Raw genomic sequence first — 19,026 nt, forward strand, 5'->3', positions numbered from 1 at the left:
ATTTTTTAGTTTAATTCGGCACTATATGGGTCATAATTACAGGCAACTGCATAGCCATTATCACTTTTAAAGGGAACCTGAACTACCGTACAACAGAATTTGAATTCACAAGCATTACATGGAGCGATGTCTTCTTTTTTTATATTCCACAATTCGGATAGCTTCTGAATGCTTTCTGTTTTTATTTTTTCAAACGAATCCGTTATATTTCCGTAGTTATTGGGATCAGTGATATTGAATTTAATTTTTCCCGATTCATCTACAAATATGGTTTTATACAATGACAAATTGTAGTTTCTGGCAATATTATAAGCCGTAGTATTGATTTCAACAGTATTAATATTAAATTTTGGTAAAAACATTCTGGCATCACTTACCGTTATAAAAAGACTGGTCACTTCGTTATTGACAAGCGCTTTTTCTTTAGGTGAGTTAAAGATATACAATGTTTTTAAACGATTATTGGTATATAGCTTTTTATCAATTTTCTGGTAAGGAATAGAGAATGATATATTGGTTACTCTTGTATACTCCAAAGCATCCAGGATTGTATTAATTTCTTTCATACAATCTTTACGATCAATATGGATATGTAATCTTTTTACTCCTAATGCACTAATATTCTTTATCACAGTATCAAAATGATCTCTTATAAAATCTGAGAGTATCAGTGTAACAAACTGTATGGTACATGTATCTTCATTAATGCTTTTAACAGACAGCTTTGGAAAAAAATCTTTATGAGAATAAAAAATAATTTCATTCTTTGCTAAATAATCCAGATACTTTCCAGCCATTTTATCTGCTTCAAATTCATGCAGAACAGAACTGATTTTCTTTTGATCAATATATTCAAGGAAATCTATCATTGTATTGGGTACAAATTCTATTTCTTCTCTCTGAAGATCATAAATAGCACCTCTTTCTTCCCCTTTCACAGGGATACAGCATGAAAATACGTGGATATATTTGTCTTTATTATTCTGTAGATATGTTAATTCCATCTTTATATATTCTTAAGCAATAGATTTCTGACTGATGAATATTAGTTTTAGCTAATCTAAACGGGCGGTCTCTTTTTATTTTACTGACCTCCATAGGTGCTATATGGGAGAAAATTACAGGAAGAAGTTCTTTCTTTTTTTCATATCCCAATTCTTTTAATAATGTTTTTTTCATGTATTCATCGCTTTTAGATGGTTTGCTACTTTATAATGGAGATCATAATTACACGGTAATGAGGTCATTCTGAACTGACCTGAAGGATTTACTTCCAAAAAATAATAATCACCGTCTTTTCCTTTTATAATATCCAGTGAACCCGTATCAAGTCCGAGATTCTTCATCAGACTACAGATCTTATCATCAATTTCTTCAGGTAATTCATAAGGAATCATCCTATTGGGCTTACTATAATTATAATGTCTATAATCTACACCCGTCTGTGCATCTCTCTGAGAAAAGATAGCCATTGGATAATTTTTACCATTCAGATGGAAAATTCTAAGTTCATATTCTTTCTCGATTTTCTCCTGAAATAAACTCGGGAAAAAACCTTTATAACGGGACATCGTTTTTGGCTTGACTTCCTTTGTTAAAAAGAAAAATATTTCATCTTTAACATTCACTACTGTTCCGTCCTTTATAGATTTAGTAATATATGATTCATTGAGATCCAAAGAATCAACAGTGTTCGTTATTGTTGTTTTGGGAATGCTTAATCCTAGCTTTTGAGAAGCGATCAGGGTACTGATTTTATTTATTTTTTTAATATTTGAATAATGATTAAGCCATTTTTTATCTTTTAAAAAATCAAAAAAAAGATCTAGCGTCGTTGTATATTCCAATTTCAGGTATTCCAACATTTCAATATTAGTTTCCCCTTGCAAATAGGGTTTGAATTTATCAAAAAATCCAAATTTTCTAAACCAGACACATTTAACAGATGACAGGTCTGTCTTTTCAAAATAATTACTTTCAACAAATAATTTAGGTTCCGGAGACAGCTCATAATGCATCTTTATATTACCATTGAACAAATCAAGATCATTTATTCTTAAGCACTTTTCACCCAAAACCGCCAAATGCTCCATAACGATGTTGGTATCATCATCATTGGGTGTTGATAAAATCAGAATCATATTTTATAAATTACCGAATACTATACATTAGATAAAGGAAGACTCTTTAAAATATAAAGAGTCTTCAGTTTTTTTTAGATCAGAAGGGATAACTAGTCACATCCATCATTAGTACCGCCTCCACCTTTTGTAATGGTAAGCGTTTCTAATACATGCGGATCATCCATTGAACCTGTTCCTCCACAAGGTCCAGCTAGTCCAGCTCCACCTCCTATTGCTTTTCCAGCCATAATGCTTTTCATGTTGCCTAATTTTTTCCCCTTAAGGTTTTCTAATTTTTTCATGCGTTAAATTTTTAATTTGATTTTTATGTCATTATTGACGTCAATGAAGATACAAACAAAAAAATCACCCATAAAAGAAATAATATGCATTTTTCCTGTATTTTTCTTGCAAATAATTCATAAAATCTGCACATTTGTATAAAACATCAAGAAATGAAGGCGTATGAAAAGTTAAAAAACCTTAGAAGGCAAAAGGGATTATCCCAGTTACAAATGGGAAAGATTATAGGTACAGATGCATCTAATTATTCAAGAAAAGAACGTGGAGAAGTGAAAATCTACGAGGATGAATGGGAAAAACTGGCAAAAGTTCTGGGAGTCTCTTCGGAAAGTATTAAAAATAACGAATTAAAACATTCTCAGCGATCGGAAAATGGTATTCAAGATAGTAATATCGCTTATTCCAAGATTCCCAACTTTATACTGGAAACTCAACATAAGTACATCGAAAGATTAGAAAGGGAAAACAAAAAACTTATAGAGGAAAATAATAAACTAAAAAATTCGGCAATAAATTAACATCTTCTATTCAATAAAAAAAGCATCTTTTACAAGATGCTTTTTCATTATTATATCAATAGGTTTATGCTTTTTTCTCTCTTCTCTGAGCGTCAAGAACAGCAATGGTTGCAAGATTTACGATCTCATCTACGCTTGAACGCATCTGAAGAACGTGTACCGGCTGTTTTAATCCCATAAGAATTGGACCGATAACCTGAGCTACCTTCATTCCTCTAAGAATTTTGTAAGATAAGTTTGCGCTTTCAAGATTCGGGAAGATGAATGTGTTTGCCGGAGTTGTTCCTAATTTTGAGAAAGGATAATCACTTAAATGATCTGCATTCATTGCAAAATCCGGCTGGATTTCACCATCTACAATCATTTTAGGATATTTCTCGTGAAGCATGCTCACGGCTTTCGCTACTTTTTTAGACGTTTCAGAAATAGCCGCAAAGTTTTCAAATCCAAGCATTGCAATTCTTGGTTCGATAGCAAATGATTTCACTGTAAATTCTGCCATTTTAGCAATATTCACAAGATCTTCAGCTGTAGGATTCTGGTTGATAGAAGTATCTGCAAAGAAAATAGGTTTCTTTTCAGAAAGAATCATCATCATAGCCGCTACTTTATCTACGCCTTTATCTTTTTCAATCACTTCTAAAACAGGACGCAATACTGAAGTATAGTTTTTAGAGAAACCTACGATAAGACCATCAGTATCTCCATGCTTCAACATTAAAGGTCCGAAGTAATCTCTCTGGCGAACGTATCTTTTAGCTTTGTACTCATTCATCCCTTTTCTCTGACGAAGTTTCCAAAGAGTTTCTCTGTATTTCTTTCTGTTTTCTTTCTGATCGTCATCACTTGGATCAATGATTGGAATGTCCAGGTTGATACCGTAACGCTCCATTTGTTCCTTGATGTATTTTTTATCTCCTAAAAGGCTTGGGTAAGCAATTCCTTCTTCATAAAGAATCTGTGCTGCTTTCAATACATTATATTCTTCAGCATTTCCAAGGGTGATTCTCTTCGGATTGGATTTTGCACGGCTCTGCATCATTCTTACCAATCTTTCGTCTCTTCCCATTCTGTCTAGAAGCTGGTGCTCATATTCTTCAAAATCAGAAATTGTTTTTCTTGCCACACCACTTTCAATAGCCGCTTTTGCTACAGCACTTGATACTTTCGTGATCAATCTGTTGTCAAATGGTTTTGGAATAAAGTATTCTCTTCCGAATTGTAAATTCTGAACATTGTAAGCCAAAATTACAGCTTCAGGCACCGGTTCTTTTGCTAAGTCTGCAATAGCATGTACTGCAGCAAGCTTCATTTCTTCATTGATTCCTGTTGCCTGAACATCTAATGCTCCACGGAAAATGTAAGGGAATCCTAGTACGTTGTTCACCTGATTAGGAAAATCACTTCTACCAGTTGCCATGATTACATCTTTACGTGTTGAAAGCGCAAGGTCATAAGCAATTTCAGGATCTGGGTTTGCCAGGGCGAATACGATAGGATTTTCGTTCATGCTCAATAGCATCTCAGGAGTCATTACGTTTCCTTTAGATAATCCCACGAAAACATCAGATCCTTTTACAGCATCTTCTAATGTTTCGATATCTGTATGAGCGATAAAGTCTAGTTTTTCAGGAGTAAGATTTTCTCTCTTATGATTGATTACTCCTTTACTGTCACACATCAGGACATTTTCTTTTTTCAATCCTAATGAGATATAAAGTTTGGTACAAGCAATCGCAGCTGCTCCAGCTCCGTTCACTACCATTTTTACTTTATCAATATCTTTATTAGCAATCTGTAATGAGTTGATCAAAGCAGCAGCAGAAATAATCGCTGTTCCATGCTGATCATCGTGCATCAAAGGAATATTTAATTCTTCCTTCAACCTTTGTTCTATATAAAATGCTTCAGGCGCCTTGATATCCTCAAGGTTAATCCCACCAAATGTAGGTGCAATACCTTTCACAATTTCAATAAATTTGTCCGGATCTTTTTCATCAATTTCGATATCAAATACGTTGATATCAGCAAAGATCTTGAATAAAAGACCTTTCCCTTCCATTACCGGTTTTGAAGCTTCTGCTCCGATATCCCCTAAACCAAGTACTGCTGTACCGTTTGAGATTACAGCCACCAAGTTTCCTTTTCCTGTATAATCGTATACAGTTTCAGGTTTGTCATGGATTTCCATACAAGGAACTGCCACTCCCGGAGAATATGCCAATGACAAATCTCTTTGAGAAGAGTGCGGCTTGGACGGTATAACTTCTATTTTTCCTTTAGGTTCTGCTTTATGATAATCTAACGCGGCCTGACTAAAATTCTTTTCGTCGCGATTGTTGTTACTTGACATAGGTTTTATTTTTTGTTAGAGTATATATTTAATGTGGTAATCTACTAAGCTTTCAATTGGTTTCTGTACTACATGTCCCACATTTAAATTAAATTCTGTTGCTACAGAACGTAGAATATTTTCATAATAATAAGCAATAGAGCCAATGAAATTGATCTCGGCGTCTTTTGCTTCATGATAAGGTAGAACCTGATATTCAAAGAAGTTTTTCATTTCTTCGAAAACCATGTCCTTAAAATAAGGGTGATCTTTTCTTTCAATCACAAATTTGGTAAAATCTGCCAGATAGGCGTTTGGTCTTGGTTTGTGATACATATTTTTCAATGTATCTTCTACGGTAAGTTTATATTCTGCTTCAAATTCAGCATGAAGATCCGAAGGTAGTTTTTTCATAAAATACCTACGTACAAGCTGTTTCCCGATTGCACTTCCACTTCCCTCATCTCCAATAAGGAATCCAAGAGATGGTAATTCAATCTTCAGGTTTTCTCCATCGAAATAACAAGAGTTTGATCCTGTTCCCAGAATACATACAATAGCAGGCTTCCCGCTATATGCAGCATATGCGGCAGCCATCAGATCTTCTTTTACGATGATTTCAGCTTTAGTAAATACTTTAATAAGTTCTTCCTGTATAGTTTCACAGTTTTTTTTAACACCGCATCCTGAACCATAGAAAAATACTTTGGTAATTGAATTTTTGACCAACATCAGGTTGCTGTTCTTCTGAATTTCAGGAGTGATAAGTTCTCTGTTGATAAAGTTCGGATTGAAACCGATAGTTTCTGTTTTTAAGAATACTTTCTTAAAGTCATCAAGTATTACCCAATCCGATTTCGTAGAACCACTATCTACAATAGCAACCATATTTTAGATTTTAATTTAAGGGTGCTAAATTATGAATTTATCTTCAATTAGCGTTTAAAAACAACCTGGAAGCTGTCTAAAATCATTAATGTTTAATCTTTGCTTTTTTTTCATTGAACTGAATAAGCCAGTCTTCTATTTCATCTTCCAGATAAGAAGCCTGTAGTACCATAGCATTGATAAAATCATCAGGAACGGGTTCCCCTGTAGAGTTTTCAAGATTCCAAAGTTCATTGGACATATTTTCATATTCAGAATACACTCGTTTGAAGCGGGAGTTTTCTTTCTCAAGAGCTTCAATATTTTTCTGTTGAAGCTGGAATTTTCTGTATTTGTTTTGACGTTTCATACAAATATTGTTATCAATTAGGACATAAAATTTAGGAGTCGTATGCTTCCAATCGCGCATTACAAGATAGAAAAAACCATTAACACAAGGATTTGAAAATGAATTTATTATCAGGTTATTGTAACATCATTCTGCTTATTAAAATTAGAAATAATTTTTATTTAAAAAAATATTTTAACAACTTTTTTCAGTGTTTAACATATAGTTATAAATTTGCATATTCATATAATGAGATACCACAATTATTAATAGATGTAAACTATTATTAATACATGGAACATCACAAGCCAGCCATTGCTGAAACTATAATACGTTCTAAGGTTCAGTATTATATGAAATATATTTATATCGATTAAATGAAAGAAATACTCATACGCCAGAAACAAGTTTTGTTCTTCATTATTGCCGGAGGACTGAGTGCCATTGTTGAAATTGGCAGCTTCAAAATATTCAGCACTTATCTGCCACACTTCTTTGTTAAAGAAACTAACTTTCATGGAGTGCATTATCCTTTAAGTAATATTTTCTCTACCTGCTGCGGCATCATCACCAATTATTTTCTGAGCATCTGGTTTGTGTTTGAAAGAGGAAAACATTCCAAGAAAAAGGAGTTTGCTTATTTTATGGCTGTTTCATTCTTTTCAACGTTATTGAGTCTCGGATTTTTCCAGATATTTTACAGTTTTATATTTAAAGATAATATCAATTTAATTTTTTATACCTTGAGTCCAGAAATGATCAGTAAAATTGCAGCAATTTTATTGGTTTCCATCCTTAATTATTCGGTAAAGAAGAAAGTAATTTTTAACGGTTAAACTGTGGCAAAAATTTTAAATTATCTCTGGAGATTCTGGCTTTTGTTATTAGCATTTGTCTTAACAACTACTATTGGGATCCCTGTTTATCTTTTATCTTTTAATAAAAAACATTACAAATATTCCTATAAATTTATCCGTTTATGGTGCTTTGGAATGTTTTACGGTATGGGCTTCCGATATGAGCTTATTAAACTTTCTGAGCAGGAAAAAGACAGAAATAAAGAATATGTTTTCATATCGAACCACACTTCGATCATGGATATCATGCTTACCTGCATTCTTTTTCCGCACCATCCGATTTGTTTTGTAGGAAAAAAAGAACTTGTAAAGATCCCTATCTTCGGAACTATTTACAAAAGAGTCTGTGTAATGGTAGACAGATCCAGTGCAAAAAGCCGTGCAGATGTTTACAGACGATGTGCTGAAAAGATGGAGGAAGGCAACAGCATTGCTATTTTCCCTGAAGGTGGTGTTCCTGATGACACATCTGTCATCCTCGATGATTTTAAGGACGGAGCGTTTATGCTGTCTTCAAAACACAACTCTCCTATTGCAGTTTATACTTTTATAGGGCTTAAGGAAATGTTTCCTTTTGAAAACTCAAAGGGATATCCCGGAAGAGTAAAAGTCTATTTCAATGGAATTATAGAGCCTACTGATTCTCCAAAAGACTCAAAGGCAGAGGCTTATCAAGTAATTAAAAAAACTTTGATAGAACATTCTATTTAAAAGAAATAGCTATATTTGTTTGCGAAATTTTCAATAAAATATGTCAAAAACCAACCAGCCGACTAATTACCCGGCGCTGTACACACTTGTACTTGTATTTTTTTTCTGGGGGTTTATTGCTGCCGGCAATAGTATTTTCATCCCTTTCTGTAAAAACTATTTTTCTCTTGACCAGTTTCAGTCTCAGCTAATAGATTTTGCTTTTTATACTGCTTATTTTCTGGGAGCGTTACTGCTTTTCATATTCAGTACTATAAAAGGAATTGATATTATCGGTAAATGGGGGTATAAAAAGAGTATTGTTTACGGGCTTCTGTTATCCGCCTTTGGAGCAGCCATCATGATTATTGCAGTGAAAAGCAATGTTTACTATGGAATGCTTATCGGGCTTTTTGTGGTAGCATTAGGTTTTTCCATTCAACAAACTGCTGCCAACCCTTTTGCCGTCCTCCTGGGAGATCCTAAAACCGGAGCAAGCAGACAGAACCTTGCAGGTGGAATTAACTCTTTTGGAACATCCATCGGTCCTATTATCGTAGGATTGGCACTTTTCGGGACTACTGCTACAGTAGATGATGATCAGATCAAACATCTCGCTCTTGATAAGGTAATTTTACTTTATACGGCTGTAGGTGCCCTTTTCTTAATTGCTGCCGGGATCTTCTACTTTTCAAAGAAACTTCCTGACGGTATCTCTACTGAACCTATGGAAAAAGCTGGTAAAGCAAGAAAAACACTGATTGCAATGACAATTCTTGTGATTCTTTTCTTTATTCCTGTATTCAGCAGCTACAATTCTGAGGAAGCAAAGAATATCGAGACGCTAAGCCAACAGATAACAACATTGGAAAGCAATGTAGAGAAAGAAACAAATACTGCTACAATTGATTCTTATAAAGCACAGATTGTAAAAACAAAATCAGATCTGGAAGCCATCAAACATCCATTAGAGAAAAAAAGAATGATGTACCTGGGTGGTGCGTTACTTGTTGTTATTATCTCTCTTTTATTTGCAAACTCAAGTGCTAAGAAAAATGCTGAAGGCTGGGGTGCTATGAAATATCCGCAGCTTGTATTGGGAATGATTGCCATTCTTGCTTATGTAGGAGTGGAAGTTGCTATCGGAAGTAATCTTGGAGAGCTTTTAAGCTTACCTGAATTTGGAGGACATCAGTCTTCTGATCTGGCACCTTATATTTCCATGTATTGGGGTAGTTTAATGATCGGAAGATGGACGGGTGCCATTGCTGTTTTTAATTTAACAAAACAACAACAAACCATTGCTACTATCATTGTTCCTTTCATTGCATTCTCTGTGATTATCGGAATCAATACGATTGCTCAGAAAGATATGTCTCATCTGTATTTCTATGCAGTATGCGTGGCTATTCAGGTTCTTTTATTCTTAGTAAGTAAGAACAAACCAGCTTTAACATTAATTATTTTTGGATTATTCGGAACTGTTGCAATGATCGTAGGATTGTTGAGCACAGGGAACTTTGCTATTTATGCATTCCTTTCCGGAGGTCTTGCATGTAGTATCATGTGGCCTTCTATTTTCACACTTGCCATCACAGGTTTAGGAAAATATACAGCTCAAGGATCTGCATTCCTTGTTATGATGATTTTAGGAGGAGGTATTATCCCGCCACTTCAGGGTAAGCTTTCTGATATTATCGGAATTCACAGTTCGTATATCATTCCTGTATTGTGTTTTGTATACATCACGATATTTGCATATCTGGCTAAAAAATCTTTATTTAGACAGGGAATTAACGTTGACGTTTTAGAATCCGAAGGTGCTCATTAAGAATATACAACATATATATAAGAAGAAGAGATTTTGGGCAGGTATTTTACTTGCCCAATTTCTTTTATTTTACTGTTTTTCAAAGTCTAAGCTTATGATTTCTTTTTTTGAAAGTTTCTTTGATTTTCAAAAAGGTTTTCATCAGCTATTGTTCAGCTGGCTCACATTTTCGGCTGGAGATATCATTTACATTCTATTAGGCTTTAGTCTCTTATATAATTTCATTACTTTATTTAAGAAAAACAGCAGAAATGCTTCAGCTATAAGACTCCTTTTGATTGTCAATATTTTTTACTTTGTCTATCAGATATTCTGGGGAATGCTTTACTTCCAGACTCCGATTATAAAAAAGCTCCCAAGCCAGGATAATCCTGAAATGAGTAAGGCTAAACAACTAGCTCTCCAGTATCTTGAAAAGTGTAAAATTTCACGCCAATCTGTAAAGGAAGACCAAAAGGGTGTTTTTATCATTACTGACCTTAAATCCGTACAGCTGGAAATTTTACAACAACAGACCAAAATCCCTCGATATATTTCAGACAAAAAAGCAACCCAATTTGCTTCCATTAAGCCCAGTTTATTTAAAAAAGTAATGAATTTTACAGGCATTTTAGGGTACTATAATCCTTTTACTGCCGAGGCACAATACAACGCTGAATTACCACCTACTTTTATTCCTTTTACAACAGCTCATGAAAGTGCCCATCAGCTGGGTTTTGCAAGAGAACAGGAAGCTAATTTTGTGGGATATCTTATCGGAATTCACTCTCGTAACCCTGACTTGAGATATAGCACCGAATACTTTACTTTAAAAAGCCTTTTAAAATTTATTGTGGATGAAGATCCAGAGTTTGTAAAATCAGTTATCAACAATTATTCTCCTGCTATGAAAAGAGATCGTGCCTACGAGAAGTATTTCATTATCAGACATCAGGGATGGTTGGATGACTTTTTTGGATTCACCAATAATCTCTTTCTAAAAAGTAATCAACAGGAAGGTTCCGTCACTTATTCTTATTTTATAGATCTCCTTTTAAACTACGAAAAATAGACATAAAAAAAGAATCGTATCAGGCGATACGATTCTAAAAACACAAATGATGAAAAAAAATTTATTACCTTGACTTGTTCCCTCATTCAAGGCGATGTAAAAGTACGACATATTTTATAAATACAAAAACATTTTATTTCTTTTTTAAAACTTTATGAAAACTTTATGATTTTTTAAGTTTTTTTGAGTTTATCACACACCAATATTAATCTCAATCAAACATGAGGTACAATAATAAAAAATCAATTAAATTATACTTAATACGTTAAAAAACCACAGAATCGAAGTTTTATCTATATAAAAAACATTCCAGTTATTGTAATTTTTACAGGAAGAAAAAATTAGAGTTATCTTATTTAAAACTGGAAATATGTCTAACATTTAGGAGCATATAATTTACCATAAAAAAATGCCTTTTATTTTCCTAATTTACAAATATCAGTTCCCATATTATGAAGCCCTAATTTTATGGAAGTAAAAAATATTATTTCCTTTCAACTTTGAGTTTCAATAATTGTTATCATGATACATTTTTAAACTAAACAAATAAAAATTATAAAAAAGTATTGGAGGTAATGATTATTATATAAGAACTGATATTGTATCCAAAAGTAGAAAAAAGCCTATTATGTAAGCATCTTCCTATTCTAAAGTAGCTTCTTAAATAAGTTGCAAAAGTAGAATCTTGGAAAATATTTTCAGTAGAAATCAAATATAAAATATTGAAAATTAAACCAAATACCCCCGACTCCTCTTTATATCTCACTAATAAAAGAAAAATTTTTTTGTTAATTTAAAACATCTGTGTATTTTAGTTAAAAATATTAATATGATTTTTGACAAACTAATTAACTATCTAAAACTCGATAAGCAGGAGTTTATTTTCCAGTTTAATTCCCATCCGAATTATCCATCTGCATTAGCATTTAGCGATACATTGAATTTTATGGGTGTAAAAAATGATGCTTATGAACTTGACAAAGAATACTGGAATGAACTTCCTGAGGAATTTATTGCAATTGTAGAAAATTCTTTTTCTTTAGTCAAAAAATCAGGACCCAATTACTCCGTATACTCAGAAAAAGCCAAAACTTTAAACAAGGAAGAACTATATAATAAGTCTACCAACTTTGTCCTTCTGTTTGAAAAAACTGAAAATGCAGAAAGTAAAATGGTTTTCAATTTTAAACCTGTTTTATATGCTGTTTTTGCAGTTATTCTTATTTATTCACTTCTAAGCCAAACCATCCAAGAAGCTATCTTCAACCTGCTTTCATTAGCTGGTGTATATATTTCATTGGAATTATTCAATCAGAAATTCGGAAATACCTCTACGGTAATCGGAAGTATATGTGGAGCTCCTACCGTTACACAGACCGTGAATGCTTGTGATAAAATCATAAAACAGGATAAAACCAGTATTTTAGGTTTAAAGTTTTCTGACTTTTCATTAATCTATTTTACCGGGCTTGCGGTATTAGGGTTATTTTTACCGGCAACCGCTTATATTGTAAAAGGATTTACGTTTGTCTCTATACTGGCAATCGGATATTCTCTTTATGTTCAGGCTTTTGTAGAGAAGACATTTTGTAAAGTTTGTCTTCTGATCATTTCAATTTTAGTGGGACAGTTGATTATCAGCAGTTTCTTTTTTGAAAATTATTCATTTGCAGTTGGAACACTTTTACTGACCGTTGTCTTATGGGCATTGATTTTTTCAGCAGTAATCTATTTCAATACTTTACTTGAGCAAAAGGAGGAAATTCAAAAGTCAAATGCTAAGAACTTGAGATTTAAAAGAAATTATGAACTGTTCAAAAGTCAATTATTAACTAAAGATAGAATTGATTTTCAGGATACTCAAACTTTCTCAGTAGGAAAAAAAGATGCTAAAGTTCGTATTTCCATTGTTTCCAATCCATATTGTGGTTTCTGTAAAGATGCTCATAAAATTGTAGAAAATCTTTTAGAGAAATATCCGGATGACATTTCATTACAAATGAGATTCAATTATATTCCTGAAAGAGCCAATGAGAAATACAATCAATTGATCTCAGACTTTACTCACATTTACAATAATAAACCTGAAAAAGAATTCCTTCACGCCATAGAAAAATGGTTTGAAACAAAAGACGAAAGCAAGATCAATACTCTTGTAGGAGGAGTTCCTACATCAGAAAATGTAAGTCCTCTCGTAGCAATGTCTATGGAAAACAGCAATGCCGGGCTGAATTTTACCCCTGTATTTATTATCAATGGATATCAGTATCCGGAAAGATATGATCGTGAAGATATTGTATTCTTTATTGATGAATTAATAGAAGATGAAGACTTTTAGTAAATAAATTCTCTTAATTCTAAAATTTCACTATCTTAGGAAAAATAAAGCATTAACCAAAAACTATATATTATGAAAAATCTAAAAAAGCTTTCAAGAGAGAACTTAAGAACACTGAAAGGTGGTATTACACAGGAATGTGCAAGAATTCAAAGTGAAGCAAGCTATTGCGAATCTAAAATAAATCCACCTAAGGAAGGAGCTATTAATGCATGTAATAAATGGTGCTACTACTAGCCAACCATTTCATTGAATTATAATATTGAATAAAGCAAAAAATGTCGTCAGAATATGACGACATTTTATAATGAGTATTAGTTTTGAAAAAATTCCCCTTTTATAAGCAGCCAGACACTAAAGACTGCGGACCAACCTGTCTGAGAATCGTAAGTAAATATTACGGTAAAAATATATCCCTACAACAGATCCGGGCTCTTTCAGAGACCACCCGTGAAGGAAGTAGCCTTTTAGGGCTGAGTGATGCTGCAGAAAACCTCGGGTTCCGATCAATGGGAGTTCAGGTTGACTTCAAAACCCTTGTAGAAGAAGTTCCCCTTCCTTGTGTAGCTCACTGGAACAAAAATCACTTTGTTGTAGTTTACAAAATAGATAAAAACAACAACGTATATATATCAGATCCCAGTTACGGTTTGATTTCTTACACTCAGGAAGAATTCATCAAAGCCTGGATTGGAGAAAATGCCAATGAAACGACAGAAGAAGGAATTGTTCTTATCCTGGAAACTACACCGGCATTCTTCCAGACTGAATTTGATTCTGAAGAAAGTAAAGCCAGCTTTTCATTCCTTTCCAAGTATCTGTTAAAATACAAATCCCTTGTCATTCAATTGGCGGTAGGGCTTTTAGCAGGAAGTTTACTTTCACTGGTATTCCCTTTCCTTACACAAAGTATTGTGGACGTTGGTATTCAGAATCAGGATATCAATTTTATCTATGTAGTGCTTCTTGCCCAGATTATGCTATTCCTTGGAAGAATGGGCATCGAAGTGATCCGAAGCTGGATTCTTCTTCACTTATCAGCCAGAATTAATATTTCCATTATTTCCGATTTCTTTATTAAGCTGATGAAGCTTCCTATAAGCTTTTTTGACACCAGGATGACAGGAGATATTATGCAGAGAATTAATGATCACCACAGAATAGAACAACTTTTAACAAGTTCTTCACTGAACACCCTGTTCTCCCTTGTGAACCTGATCATCTTCAGTATTGTTTTATTACTGTATGATTATAGGCTTTTCATCGTTTATCTGATTGGTGCTGGATTATATATCGGCTGGATTACCTTTTTCCTTAAAAAAAGAAAAGAACTTGATTATAAAAGATTTTCCCAGGTTTCTCAGGAACAAAGTAAAGTCATTGAATTAATCAACGGGATGCAGGAAATCAAAATGCATAACGCTGAAAAACAAAAACGATGGGATTGGGAATTCCTTCAGGTAAAACTTTTTAAGATTAGAATAAAATCACTTTCCCTGGAACAATGGCAATCTGTTGGGGGAAACTTCATTAACCAGATTAAAGATATTTTGGTAAGTTTCTTATCTGCAAAACTTGTATTAAGCGGAAATCTTACATTAGGGATGATGCTTTCAGTACAGTACATCATAGGTCAGCTGAACAGCCCACTTTTACAGCTTATTGATTTTATTAAGCAAACTCAGGATGCTAAAATATCCCTTGAAAGATTAGGAGAAATCCATGATAAGGAAGATGAAGAAAATAAGGATGAACAATATGCAATGGACATTCCACATAGAGATATCGAAATTACAGATATGTCGTTCCGATATGTAGGATCAGACGTTCCTGTCTTTGAAAACCTAAGTCTTACGATCCCTTATCAGAAAACCACCGCTATCGTAGGGGCAAGTGGAAGTGGAAAAACTACTTTATTAAAGCTTTTGATGAAATTTTATGATCCTGACCAAGGAGACATTAAAATTGGAAACACCAGCATGAAAAATATATCTCCAAGATTCTGGAGAGACCATTGTGGTGTAGTAATGCAGGAAGGCTACGTATTCAATGATACTATTGCCAATAATATCGCAGTGGGTGAAGATCACATTGACAAACGAAAACTAAGACGTGCTGTAGAAATTGCCAATATTAAGGACTTTATAGAAGGCTTACCTCTAAGCTACAATACAAAGATCGGAAATGAAGGAGTTGGAGTAAGTGGAGGACAGAAACAAAGACTCTTTATAGCAAGAGCAGTTTACAAATCACCTCAATATATCTTATTTGATGAAGCAACATCTGCATTGGACGCTAATAACGAAAAGGTTATTATGGAAAATCTAGAACAGTTCTTCCAGGGAAAAACAGCAGTAGTTATTGCTCACAGACTTTCTACTGTAAAGCATGCCGACAAAATTATTGTACTTGACAAAGGAAGAGTTGTAGAAGAAGGAAGCCACGCAGAATTGGTTGATTTAAGAGGTGAATACTACAGATTGGTTAGAAATCAATTAGAATTAGGAAATTAAAATAATATTCTTTTCAAACTTGGAAAGAAATTTTATCTCAAAACAATGAAAGAAGACGTTTTAGACAATATCGAACTCCGCTCAGAAAGTGTACAGGATATTCTTACCCAGCCGCCTAATTGGATGATACGCTGGGGAAACACAGTTATATTTGTGATTATCCTGCTTATTTTCGTAATGAGTTATATTATAAAATATCCGGAATTTGTTCCGGCACCCATTATTGTAACTTCTCAAAATCCTCCGGAGAAAATAGAAGCGAGAATTGGAACCAGAATTGAAAAAATATTCATTAAAGATCATCAGGAAGTCAAAAAAAATGATGTACTGATGGTCATGCAATCCGCTGCCAATTACAAGGATGTTCTGGAGCTAAAAAAAATAGTAGACTCTATATCTCCGAATCAACTCTATTCTTTTCCTCTTGCTCAGGCATCCAGATTTAAACTTGGAGAATTACAGGGAGAATACAATAGCTTTGCAAAAGCTTTTCAGGATGAAGAGCTTTTCAGAAGATTACAGCCTTATGTACCCGAAAATCTTGCTGCCCAAAAGAGCATTTCTGAATATAAATTAAGAATGACGACTTTAAGACAGCAGAAAAGTCTGGAATCTGTAAAGTATGATCTTACTAAAAAGAACTTTAACCGATCTCAGGAGCTATTTAATCAAGGAGTCATCTCAGCAGTAGAACTGGAAAATGAAAAGATTAAATACCTTCAGGCACAGCAAAACCTAGAGAACATTAATATATCCATATCTCAGGCTGAGGAAGGAATTTCAAATATTAACAAAACTCAAAGTGTTACTGCCATCAATTCGGAAAAAGAAAGAATTACTTACTCTGCACAAACTTTACAGTTGTTTGAGCAGCTTAGAAAGTCATTAAAGCAATGGGAGCAAAATTACCTTGTTATTTCTTCCACGAATGGTGTAGCAAGCTTCCAGCAGTTTTTCGGGGAAAATCAGTTTGTAAAGCTCGGAGAGCCTATTGTTTCTATCCTTCCGAAGAATAAAGACAGAATAGTAGGAAGAATGTCTGTTCCTACAGCCAATTCCGGAAAAATTATTCCAGGAGAAAAAGTGCTGATCAAACTAGATAACTTCCGTTTTCAGGAATATGGTATTATTGAAGGAAAAGTTCAGAATATCTCTCTTATTCCTGATGATAAAGGAAATTACTATGTAGATGTAGTTTTACCAAACGGTTTAAAGACAAGCTACAATAAAACCTTGAAGTTTGATAAAGAGCTTAGAGGTAATGCTGAAATCGTTACAAAAGATCTCAGACTTATTGAGAGATTTTTCTATCAGATCAGAGAATTACTGGGTTATCAGGCTTAATAGCATAAAAAACAAAAAAACCGTTTCAATATGAAACGGTTTTTTTGTTTTATTTAATCGTAAAAATTATAAATGTGATGAATTTTGTTCATTCCAAGATATCATGTATAGATTAATTTCTCTCCTATCACCCTTTTTATCGTTATTTAGAGCTTTTTAAAATCCCAGAATACAAATTCCTTACCCGGAATACAAAAACCGTTTAAAACCGCCAATTCAGGCTCATTTGACTTTTTAAACCTGATAAGCTTTTTATTCCAAGTTCAGATTATAAACATTAAAATTCTATCAATACGTTTTGGAGGCTTTTGAATCTAATTTAGTTTAGATAAAATAGAGATTCACCAAAATGAAAGCTTATCATGAAAAATGAAAGAATAATTAAATCGGATTGAACAACTGTATAAAAATCGAAAACCGCAATCATTAGTTAATGATTGCGGTTTATTGTAGCGAAGACGGGAATTGAACCCGTGACCTCAGGGTTATGAATCCTGCGCTCTAACCAACTGAGCTACCTCGCCGTTTTGGTGGTGCAAATATAGAAATTATATTTTAACTACCAAAATTATTTTAGCTTAAAATATTCTAAAACATTTCCAACATGCTCTGGTTTGCTGATTATCTTATTGTTAGCATCTAAAATAAAATACGTCGGAGTTGCATGAACATTGTAGGTTTCTACATAATTACTGTTCCATCCTCTCAATTCCGAATCATTGATCCAAGGAAATGCAGCAATCTTTTTTGTATAAGAATTTTTATCTACGTCCAAAGACAGAGCAATCACCTGAATATCCTTTGCCTTTAAATCATTATATTTTTCTAATAATTTAGGAAGTTCAGTTTCACAGTGCGAACATGTGGAAGACCAGAAAACAATTACTTTTTTATCAGCCTTTACATCATAAATAGACTTAGCAGTGGTATTAGTAGCCGACTGAAATTTATAGTTCGGAAAAGCTGCTCCCATTTCCACATTAGCATTTGACTTTAATGTAGAAGCAAGTCTGTCCGTAATAGTACACTTAAGATTTTTAGCTAAACCAAGATATTTGTTTTTAAACTCATCCATTTGGTATACATCAAAGATATCAATAAGCTCTGACAAAACAGTCTGCCCTCTTGGCGTTTCTACCTTTAAACGATCTAAAAGCTTGTCTACGGAAGCCCCAACATTCGTATTCCCTCCTGAGTTCAAATAAGCCACCAATACAGGTCTTAACAGCGATGAACTTTCAAGCATATCATTAGACCTGTCTAAAAAGTTGATAACTTCCTCCTGATCTACTTTCTTTGATCCATCAGGGCTATTGGAAAGGAATTTACTGTAATTCGTATTATAATAAGAAATAAACGGATGCTGTGCCGCATCTATTGAAGAAGATGAACCGGAAAGCCTGTCAATCTCTAGCTTTAATGCTTTACCAAACTCGGTGTTATCTTTATAATATTCCTTGATCTGTGCTAAAGCAGGTAAAATAAGCTCTTTCTTTTGTGAACCATCTTGCTGCTTGCTCATTAATTCATTAGCTTCATCAAGATAGATTACATCTTTTACCTTATCTTTTTGAATATCCAGTTTGAAATTTACATTCTTATTTTCAGAAATAAAACTCACTGTATTATTGGATCCCGGAAAATAAACCTTCATCATCCCCATATAATGATTGGGATATTTAAAAGTCCATGTATTATTTTTACTTTGTTCTTTTGTAACAATAATATCTTTTGATCCGTTTAATGTATATAGAATAGCATCTTTATCTTTAAAATCTGCCGGTGTTTGAATAGTAACTGTAAACTGAGCCTGTAAAGCAAATGCAGCTAACATTGCAGATAGTGTATAAATCTTTTTCATAGAGTAAAAATAAAAAAACTCTCTGATTAATCAGAGAGTTTCTTGTTAT

17 protein-coding genes and 1 tRNA gene are annotated in these 19,026 nt (G+C 33.6%); 9 read left to right on the forward strand and 9 right to left on the reverse strand.

Features of this window, described 5'->3' with window-relative positions; all coding sequences use genetic code 11:
* Positions 1 to 5: 5 nt before the first annotated feature.
* The 4 genes from BBI01_RS03730 to BBI01_RS03745 form a co-directional block, all read right to left on the reverse strand.
* Positions 6 to 1,004 carry a hypothetical protein gene (locus BBI01_RS03730; protein ID WP_065393365.1) on the reverse strand — a complete coding sequence of 333 codons (999 nt, stop codon included), beginning with the start codon at positions 1,002 to 1,004 and terminating at the stop codon, positions 6 to 8.
* On the reverse strand, positions 979 to 1,179 hold the full coding sequence (locus BBI01_RS03735; RefSeq protein WP_065393366.1) for a hypothetical protein: 201 nt from the start codon (positions 1,177 to 1,179) through the stop codon (positions 979 to 981). Before BBI01_RS03735 ends, BBI01_RS03730 begins: the two co-directional genes overlap by 26 nt.
* Positions 1,176 to 2,141 carry a grasp-with-spasm system ATP-grasp peptide maturase gene (gene gwsG / locus BBI01_RS03740; protein WP_065393367.1) on the reverse strand — a complete coding sequence of 322 codons (966 nt, stop codon included), beginning with the start codon at positions 2,139 to 2,141 and terminating at the stop codon, positions 1,176 to 1,178. The genes BBI01_RS03735 and gwsG overlap by 4 nt, the downstream gene beginning before the upstream one ends.
* Before the next feature lie 92 nt (positions 2,142 to 2,233).
* The gene (locus BBI01_RS03745) at positions 2,234 to 2,425 is read right to left on the reverse strand and encodes a hypothetical protein (protein ID WP_065393368.1); all 192 of its coding nucleotides are present in this window, start codon (positions 2,423 to 2,425) and stop codon (positions 2,234 to 2,236) included.
* Positions 2,426 to 2,578: 153 nt separating this feature from the next.
* On the opposite strand from BBI01_RS03745, the gene BBI01_RS03750 reads away from it, so the two are divergent.
* Positions 2,579 to 2,944: a helix-turn-helix domain-containing protein gene (locus tag BBI01_RS03750; RefSeq protein WP_065393369.1), complete on the forward strand. Its 366-nt coding sequence runs from the start codon at positions 2,579 to 2,581 to the stop codon at positions 2,942 to 2,944.
* Between the two features lie 64 nt (positions 2,945 to 3,008).
* On the opposite strand, the gene BBI01_RS03755 is transcribed toward BBI01_RS03750, so the two are convergent.
* The 3 genes from BBI01_RS03755 to BBI01_RS03765 all read right to left on the reverse strand — a co-directional run bounded on the left by BBI01_RS03755 (position 3,009) and on the right by BBI01_RS03765 (position 6,513).
* Positions 3,009 to 5,297, reverse strand: coding sequence for an NADP-dependent malic enzyme (locus tag BBI01_RS03755; protein ID WP_065393370.1), 2,289 nt, complete (start codon positions 5,295 to 5,297; stop codon positions 3,009 to 3,011).
* A 15-nt stretch (positions 5,298 to 5,312) separates the two neighbouring features.
* The gene (locus tag BBI01_RS03760; RefSeq protein WP_065393371.1) at positions 5,313 to 6,164 is read right to left on the reverse strand and encodes a BadF/BadG/BcrA/BcrD ATPase family protein; all 852 of its coding nucleotides are present in this window, start codon (positions 6,162 to 6,164) and stop codon (positions 5,313 to 5,315) included.
* A gap of 85 nt (positions 6,165 to 6,249) precedes the next feature.
* A complete protein-coding gene (locus tag BBI01_RS03765; protein ID WP_065393372.1) occupies positions 6,250 to 6,513 on the reverse strand; it encodes a hypothetical protein in 264 nt (87 codons plus the stop codon).
* A gap of 356 nt (positions 6,514 to 6,869) precedes the next feature.
* On the opposite strand from BBI01_RS03765, the gene BBI01_RS03770 reads away from it, so the two are divergent.
* From BBI01_RS03770 to BBI01_RS03800, 8 genes are all read left to right on the forward strand, one after another.
* Positions 6,870 to 7,328, forward strand: coding sequence for a GtrA family protein (locus BBI01_RS03770; RefSeq protein WP_065393373.1), 459 nt, complete (start codon positions 6,870 to 6,872; stop codon positions 7,326 to 7,328).
* Positions 7,329 to 7,331: 3 nt separating this feature from the next.
* Positions 7,332 to 8,060 (forward strand): lysophospholipid acyltransferase family protein, encoded by a 729-nt coding sequence (locus BBI01_RS03775; protein WP_083190005.1) that lies wholly within the window; start codon positions 7,332 to 7,334, stop codon positions 8,058 to 8,060.
* 40 nt (positions 8,061 to 8,100) lie between these two features.
* Positions 8,101 to 9,870, forward strand: coding sequence for an MFS transporter (locus BBI01_RS03780; protein ID WP_065393374.1), 1,770 nt, complete (start codon positions 8,101 to 8,103; stop codon positions 9,868 to 9,870).
* A 94-nt stretch (positions 9,871 to 9,964) separates the two neighbouring features.
* Positions 9,965 to 10,921 carry a DUF3810 domain-containing protein gene (locus BBI01_RS03785; protein WP_083190006.1) on the forward strand — a complete coding sequence of 319 codons (957 nt, stop codon included), beginning with the start codon at positions 9,965 to 9,967 and terminating at the stop codon, positions 10,919 to 10,921.
* 829 nt (positions 10,922 to 11,750) lie between these two features.
* Positions 11,751 to 13,259: a thioredoxin domain-containing protein gene (locus BBI01_RS03790; RefSeq protein ID WP_065393375.1), complete on the forward strand. Its 1,509-nt coding sequence runs from the start codon at positions 11,751 to 11,753 to the stop codon at positions 13,257 to 13,259.
* Between the two features lie 72 nt (positions 13,260 to 13,331).
* Positions 13,332 to 13,496, forward strand: a complete 165-nt coding sequence (locus BBI01_RS22700; RefSeq protein WP_162926236.1) for a bacteriocin-like protein — start codon at positions 13,332 to 13,334, stop codon at positions 13,494 to 13,496.
* A gap of 83 nt (positions 13,497 to 13,579) precedes the next feature.
* A complete protein-coding gene (locus BBI01_RS03795; protein WP_065393376.1) occupies positions 13,580 to 15,772 on the forward strand; it encodes a peptidase domain-containing ABC transporter in 2,193 nt (730 codons plus the stop codon).
* 45 nt (positions 15,773 to 15,817) lie between these two features.
* Positions 15,818 to 17,116: an HlyD family secretion protein gene (locus tag BBI01_RS03800; protein WP_065393377.1), complete on the forward strand. Its 1,299-nt coding sequence runs from the start codon at positions 15,818 to 15,820 to the stop codon at positions 17,114 to 17,116.
* 450 nt (positions 17,117 to 17,566) lie between these two features.
* Here the strand turns inward: BBI01_RS03800 and BBI01_RS03805 are convergent.
* Together BBI01_RS03805 and BBI01_RS03810 are read right to left on the reverse strand one after the other, a co-directional pair.
* A tRNA-Met gene (locus BBI01_RS03805) sits at positions 17,567 to 17,640 on the reverse strand.
* 44 nt (positions 17,641 to 17,684) lie between these two features.
* Positions 17,685 to 18,977, reverse strand: coding sequence for a TlpA family protein disulfide reductase (locus BBI01_RS03810; RefSeq protein ID WP_065393378.1), 1,293 nt, complete (start codon positions 18,975 to 18,977; stop codon positions 17,685 to 17,687).
* Positions 18,978 to 19,026: the final 49 nt, after the last annotated feature.

This window comes from Chryseobacterium artocarpi (assembly GCF_001684975.1).
GTDB lineage: Bacteria > Bacteroidota > Bacteroidia > Flavobacteriales > Weeksellaceae > Chryseobacterium > Chryseobacterium artocarpi.

What these genes read in the sequence shown, in the direction of transcription:
- BBI01_RS03780 (WP_065393374.1), top strand. Translation starts at nt 8,101, where the DNA reads ATGTCAAAAACCAACCAGCCGACTAATTACCCGGCGCTGTACACACTT.
- BBI01_RS03730 (WP_065393365.1), bottom strand. Translation starts at nt 1,004, where the DNA reads ATGGAATTAACATATCTACAGAATAATAAAGACAAATATATCCACGTA.
- BBI01_RS03765 (WP_065393372.1), bottom strand. Translation starts at nt 6,513, where the DNA reads ATGAAACGTCAAAACAAATACAGAAAATTCCAGCTTCAACAGAAAAAT.
- BBI01_RS03810 (WP_065393378.1), bottom strand. Translation starts at nt 18,977, where the DNA reads ATGAAAAAGATTTATACACTATCTGCAATGTTAGCTGCATTTGCTTTA.
- BBI01_RS03800 (WP_065393377.1), top strand. Translation starts at nt 15,818, where the DNA reads ATGAAAGAAGACGTTTTAGACAATATCGAACTCCGCTCAGAAAGTGTA.
- BBI01_RS03785 (WP_083190006.1), top strand. Translation starts at nt 9,965, where the DNA reads ATGATTTCTTTTTTTGAAAGTTTCTTTGATTTTCAAAAAGGTTTTCAT.
- gwsG (WP_065393367.1), bottom strand. Translation starts at nt 2,141, where the DNA reads ATGATTCTGATTTTATCAACACCCAATGATGATGATACCAACATCGTT.
- BBI01_RS22700 (WP_162926236.1), top strand. Translation starts at nt 13,332, where the DNA reads ATGAAAAATCTAAAAAAGCTTTCAAGAGAGAACTTAAGAACACTGAAA.
- BBI01_RS03735 (WP_065393366.1), bottom strand. Translation starts at nt 1,179, where the DNA reads ATGAAAAAAACATTATTAAAAGAATTGGGATATGAAAAAAAGAAAGAA.
- BBI01_RS03770 (WP_065393373.1), top strand. Translation starts at nt 6,870, where the DNA reads ATGAAAGAAATACTCATACGCCAGAAACAAGTTTTGTTCTTCATTATT.
- BBI01_RS03790 (WP_065393375.1), top strand. Translation starts at nt 11,751, where the DNA reads ATGATTTTTGACAAACTAATTAACTATCTAAAACTCGATAAGCAGGAG.
- BBI01_RS03760 (WP_065393371.1), bottom strand. Translation starts at nt 6,164, where the DNA reads ATGGTTGCTATTGTAGATAGTGGTTCTACGAAATCGGATTGGGTAATA.
- BBI01_RS03750 (WP_065393369.1), top strand. Translation starts at nt 2,579, where the DNA reads ATGAAGGCGTATGAAAAGTTAAAAAACCTTAGAAGGCAAAAGGGATTA.
- BBI01_RS03745 (WP_065393368.1), bottom strand. Translation starts at nt 2,425, where the DNA reads ATGAAAAAATTAGAAAACCTTAAGGGGAAAAAATTAGGCAACATGAAA.
- BBI01_RS03755 (WP_065393370.1), bottom strand. Translation starts at nt 5,297, where the DNA reads ATGTCAAGTAACAACAATCGCGACGAAAAGAATTTTAGTCAGGCCGCG.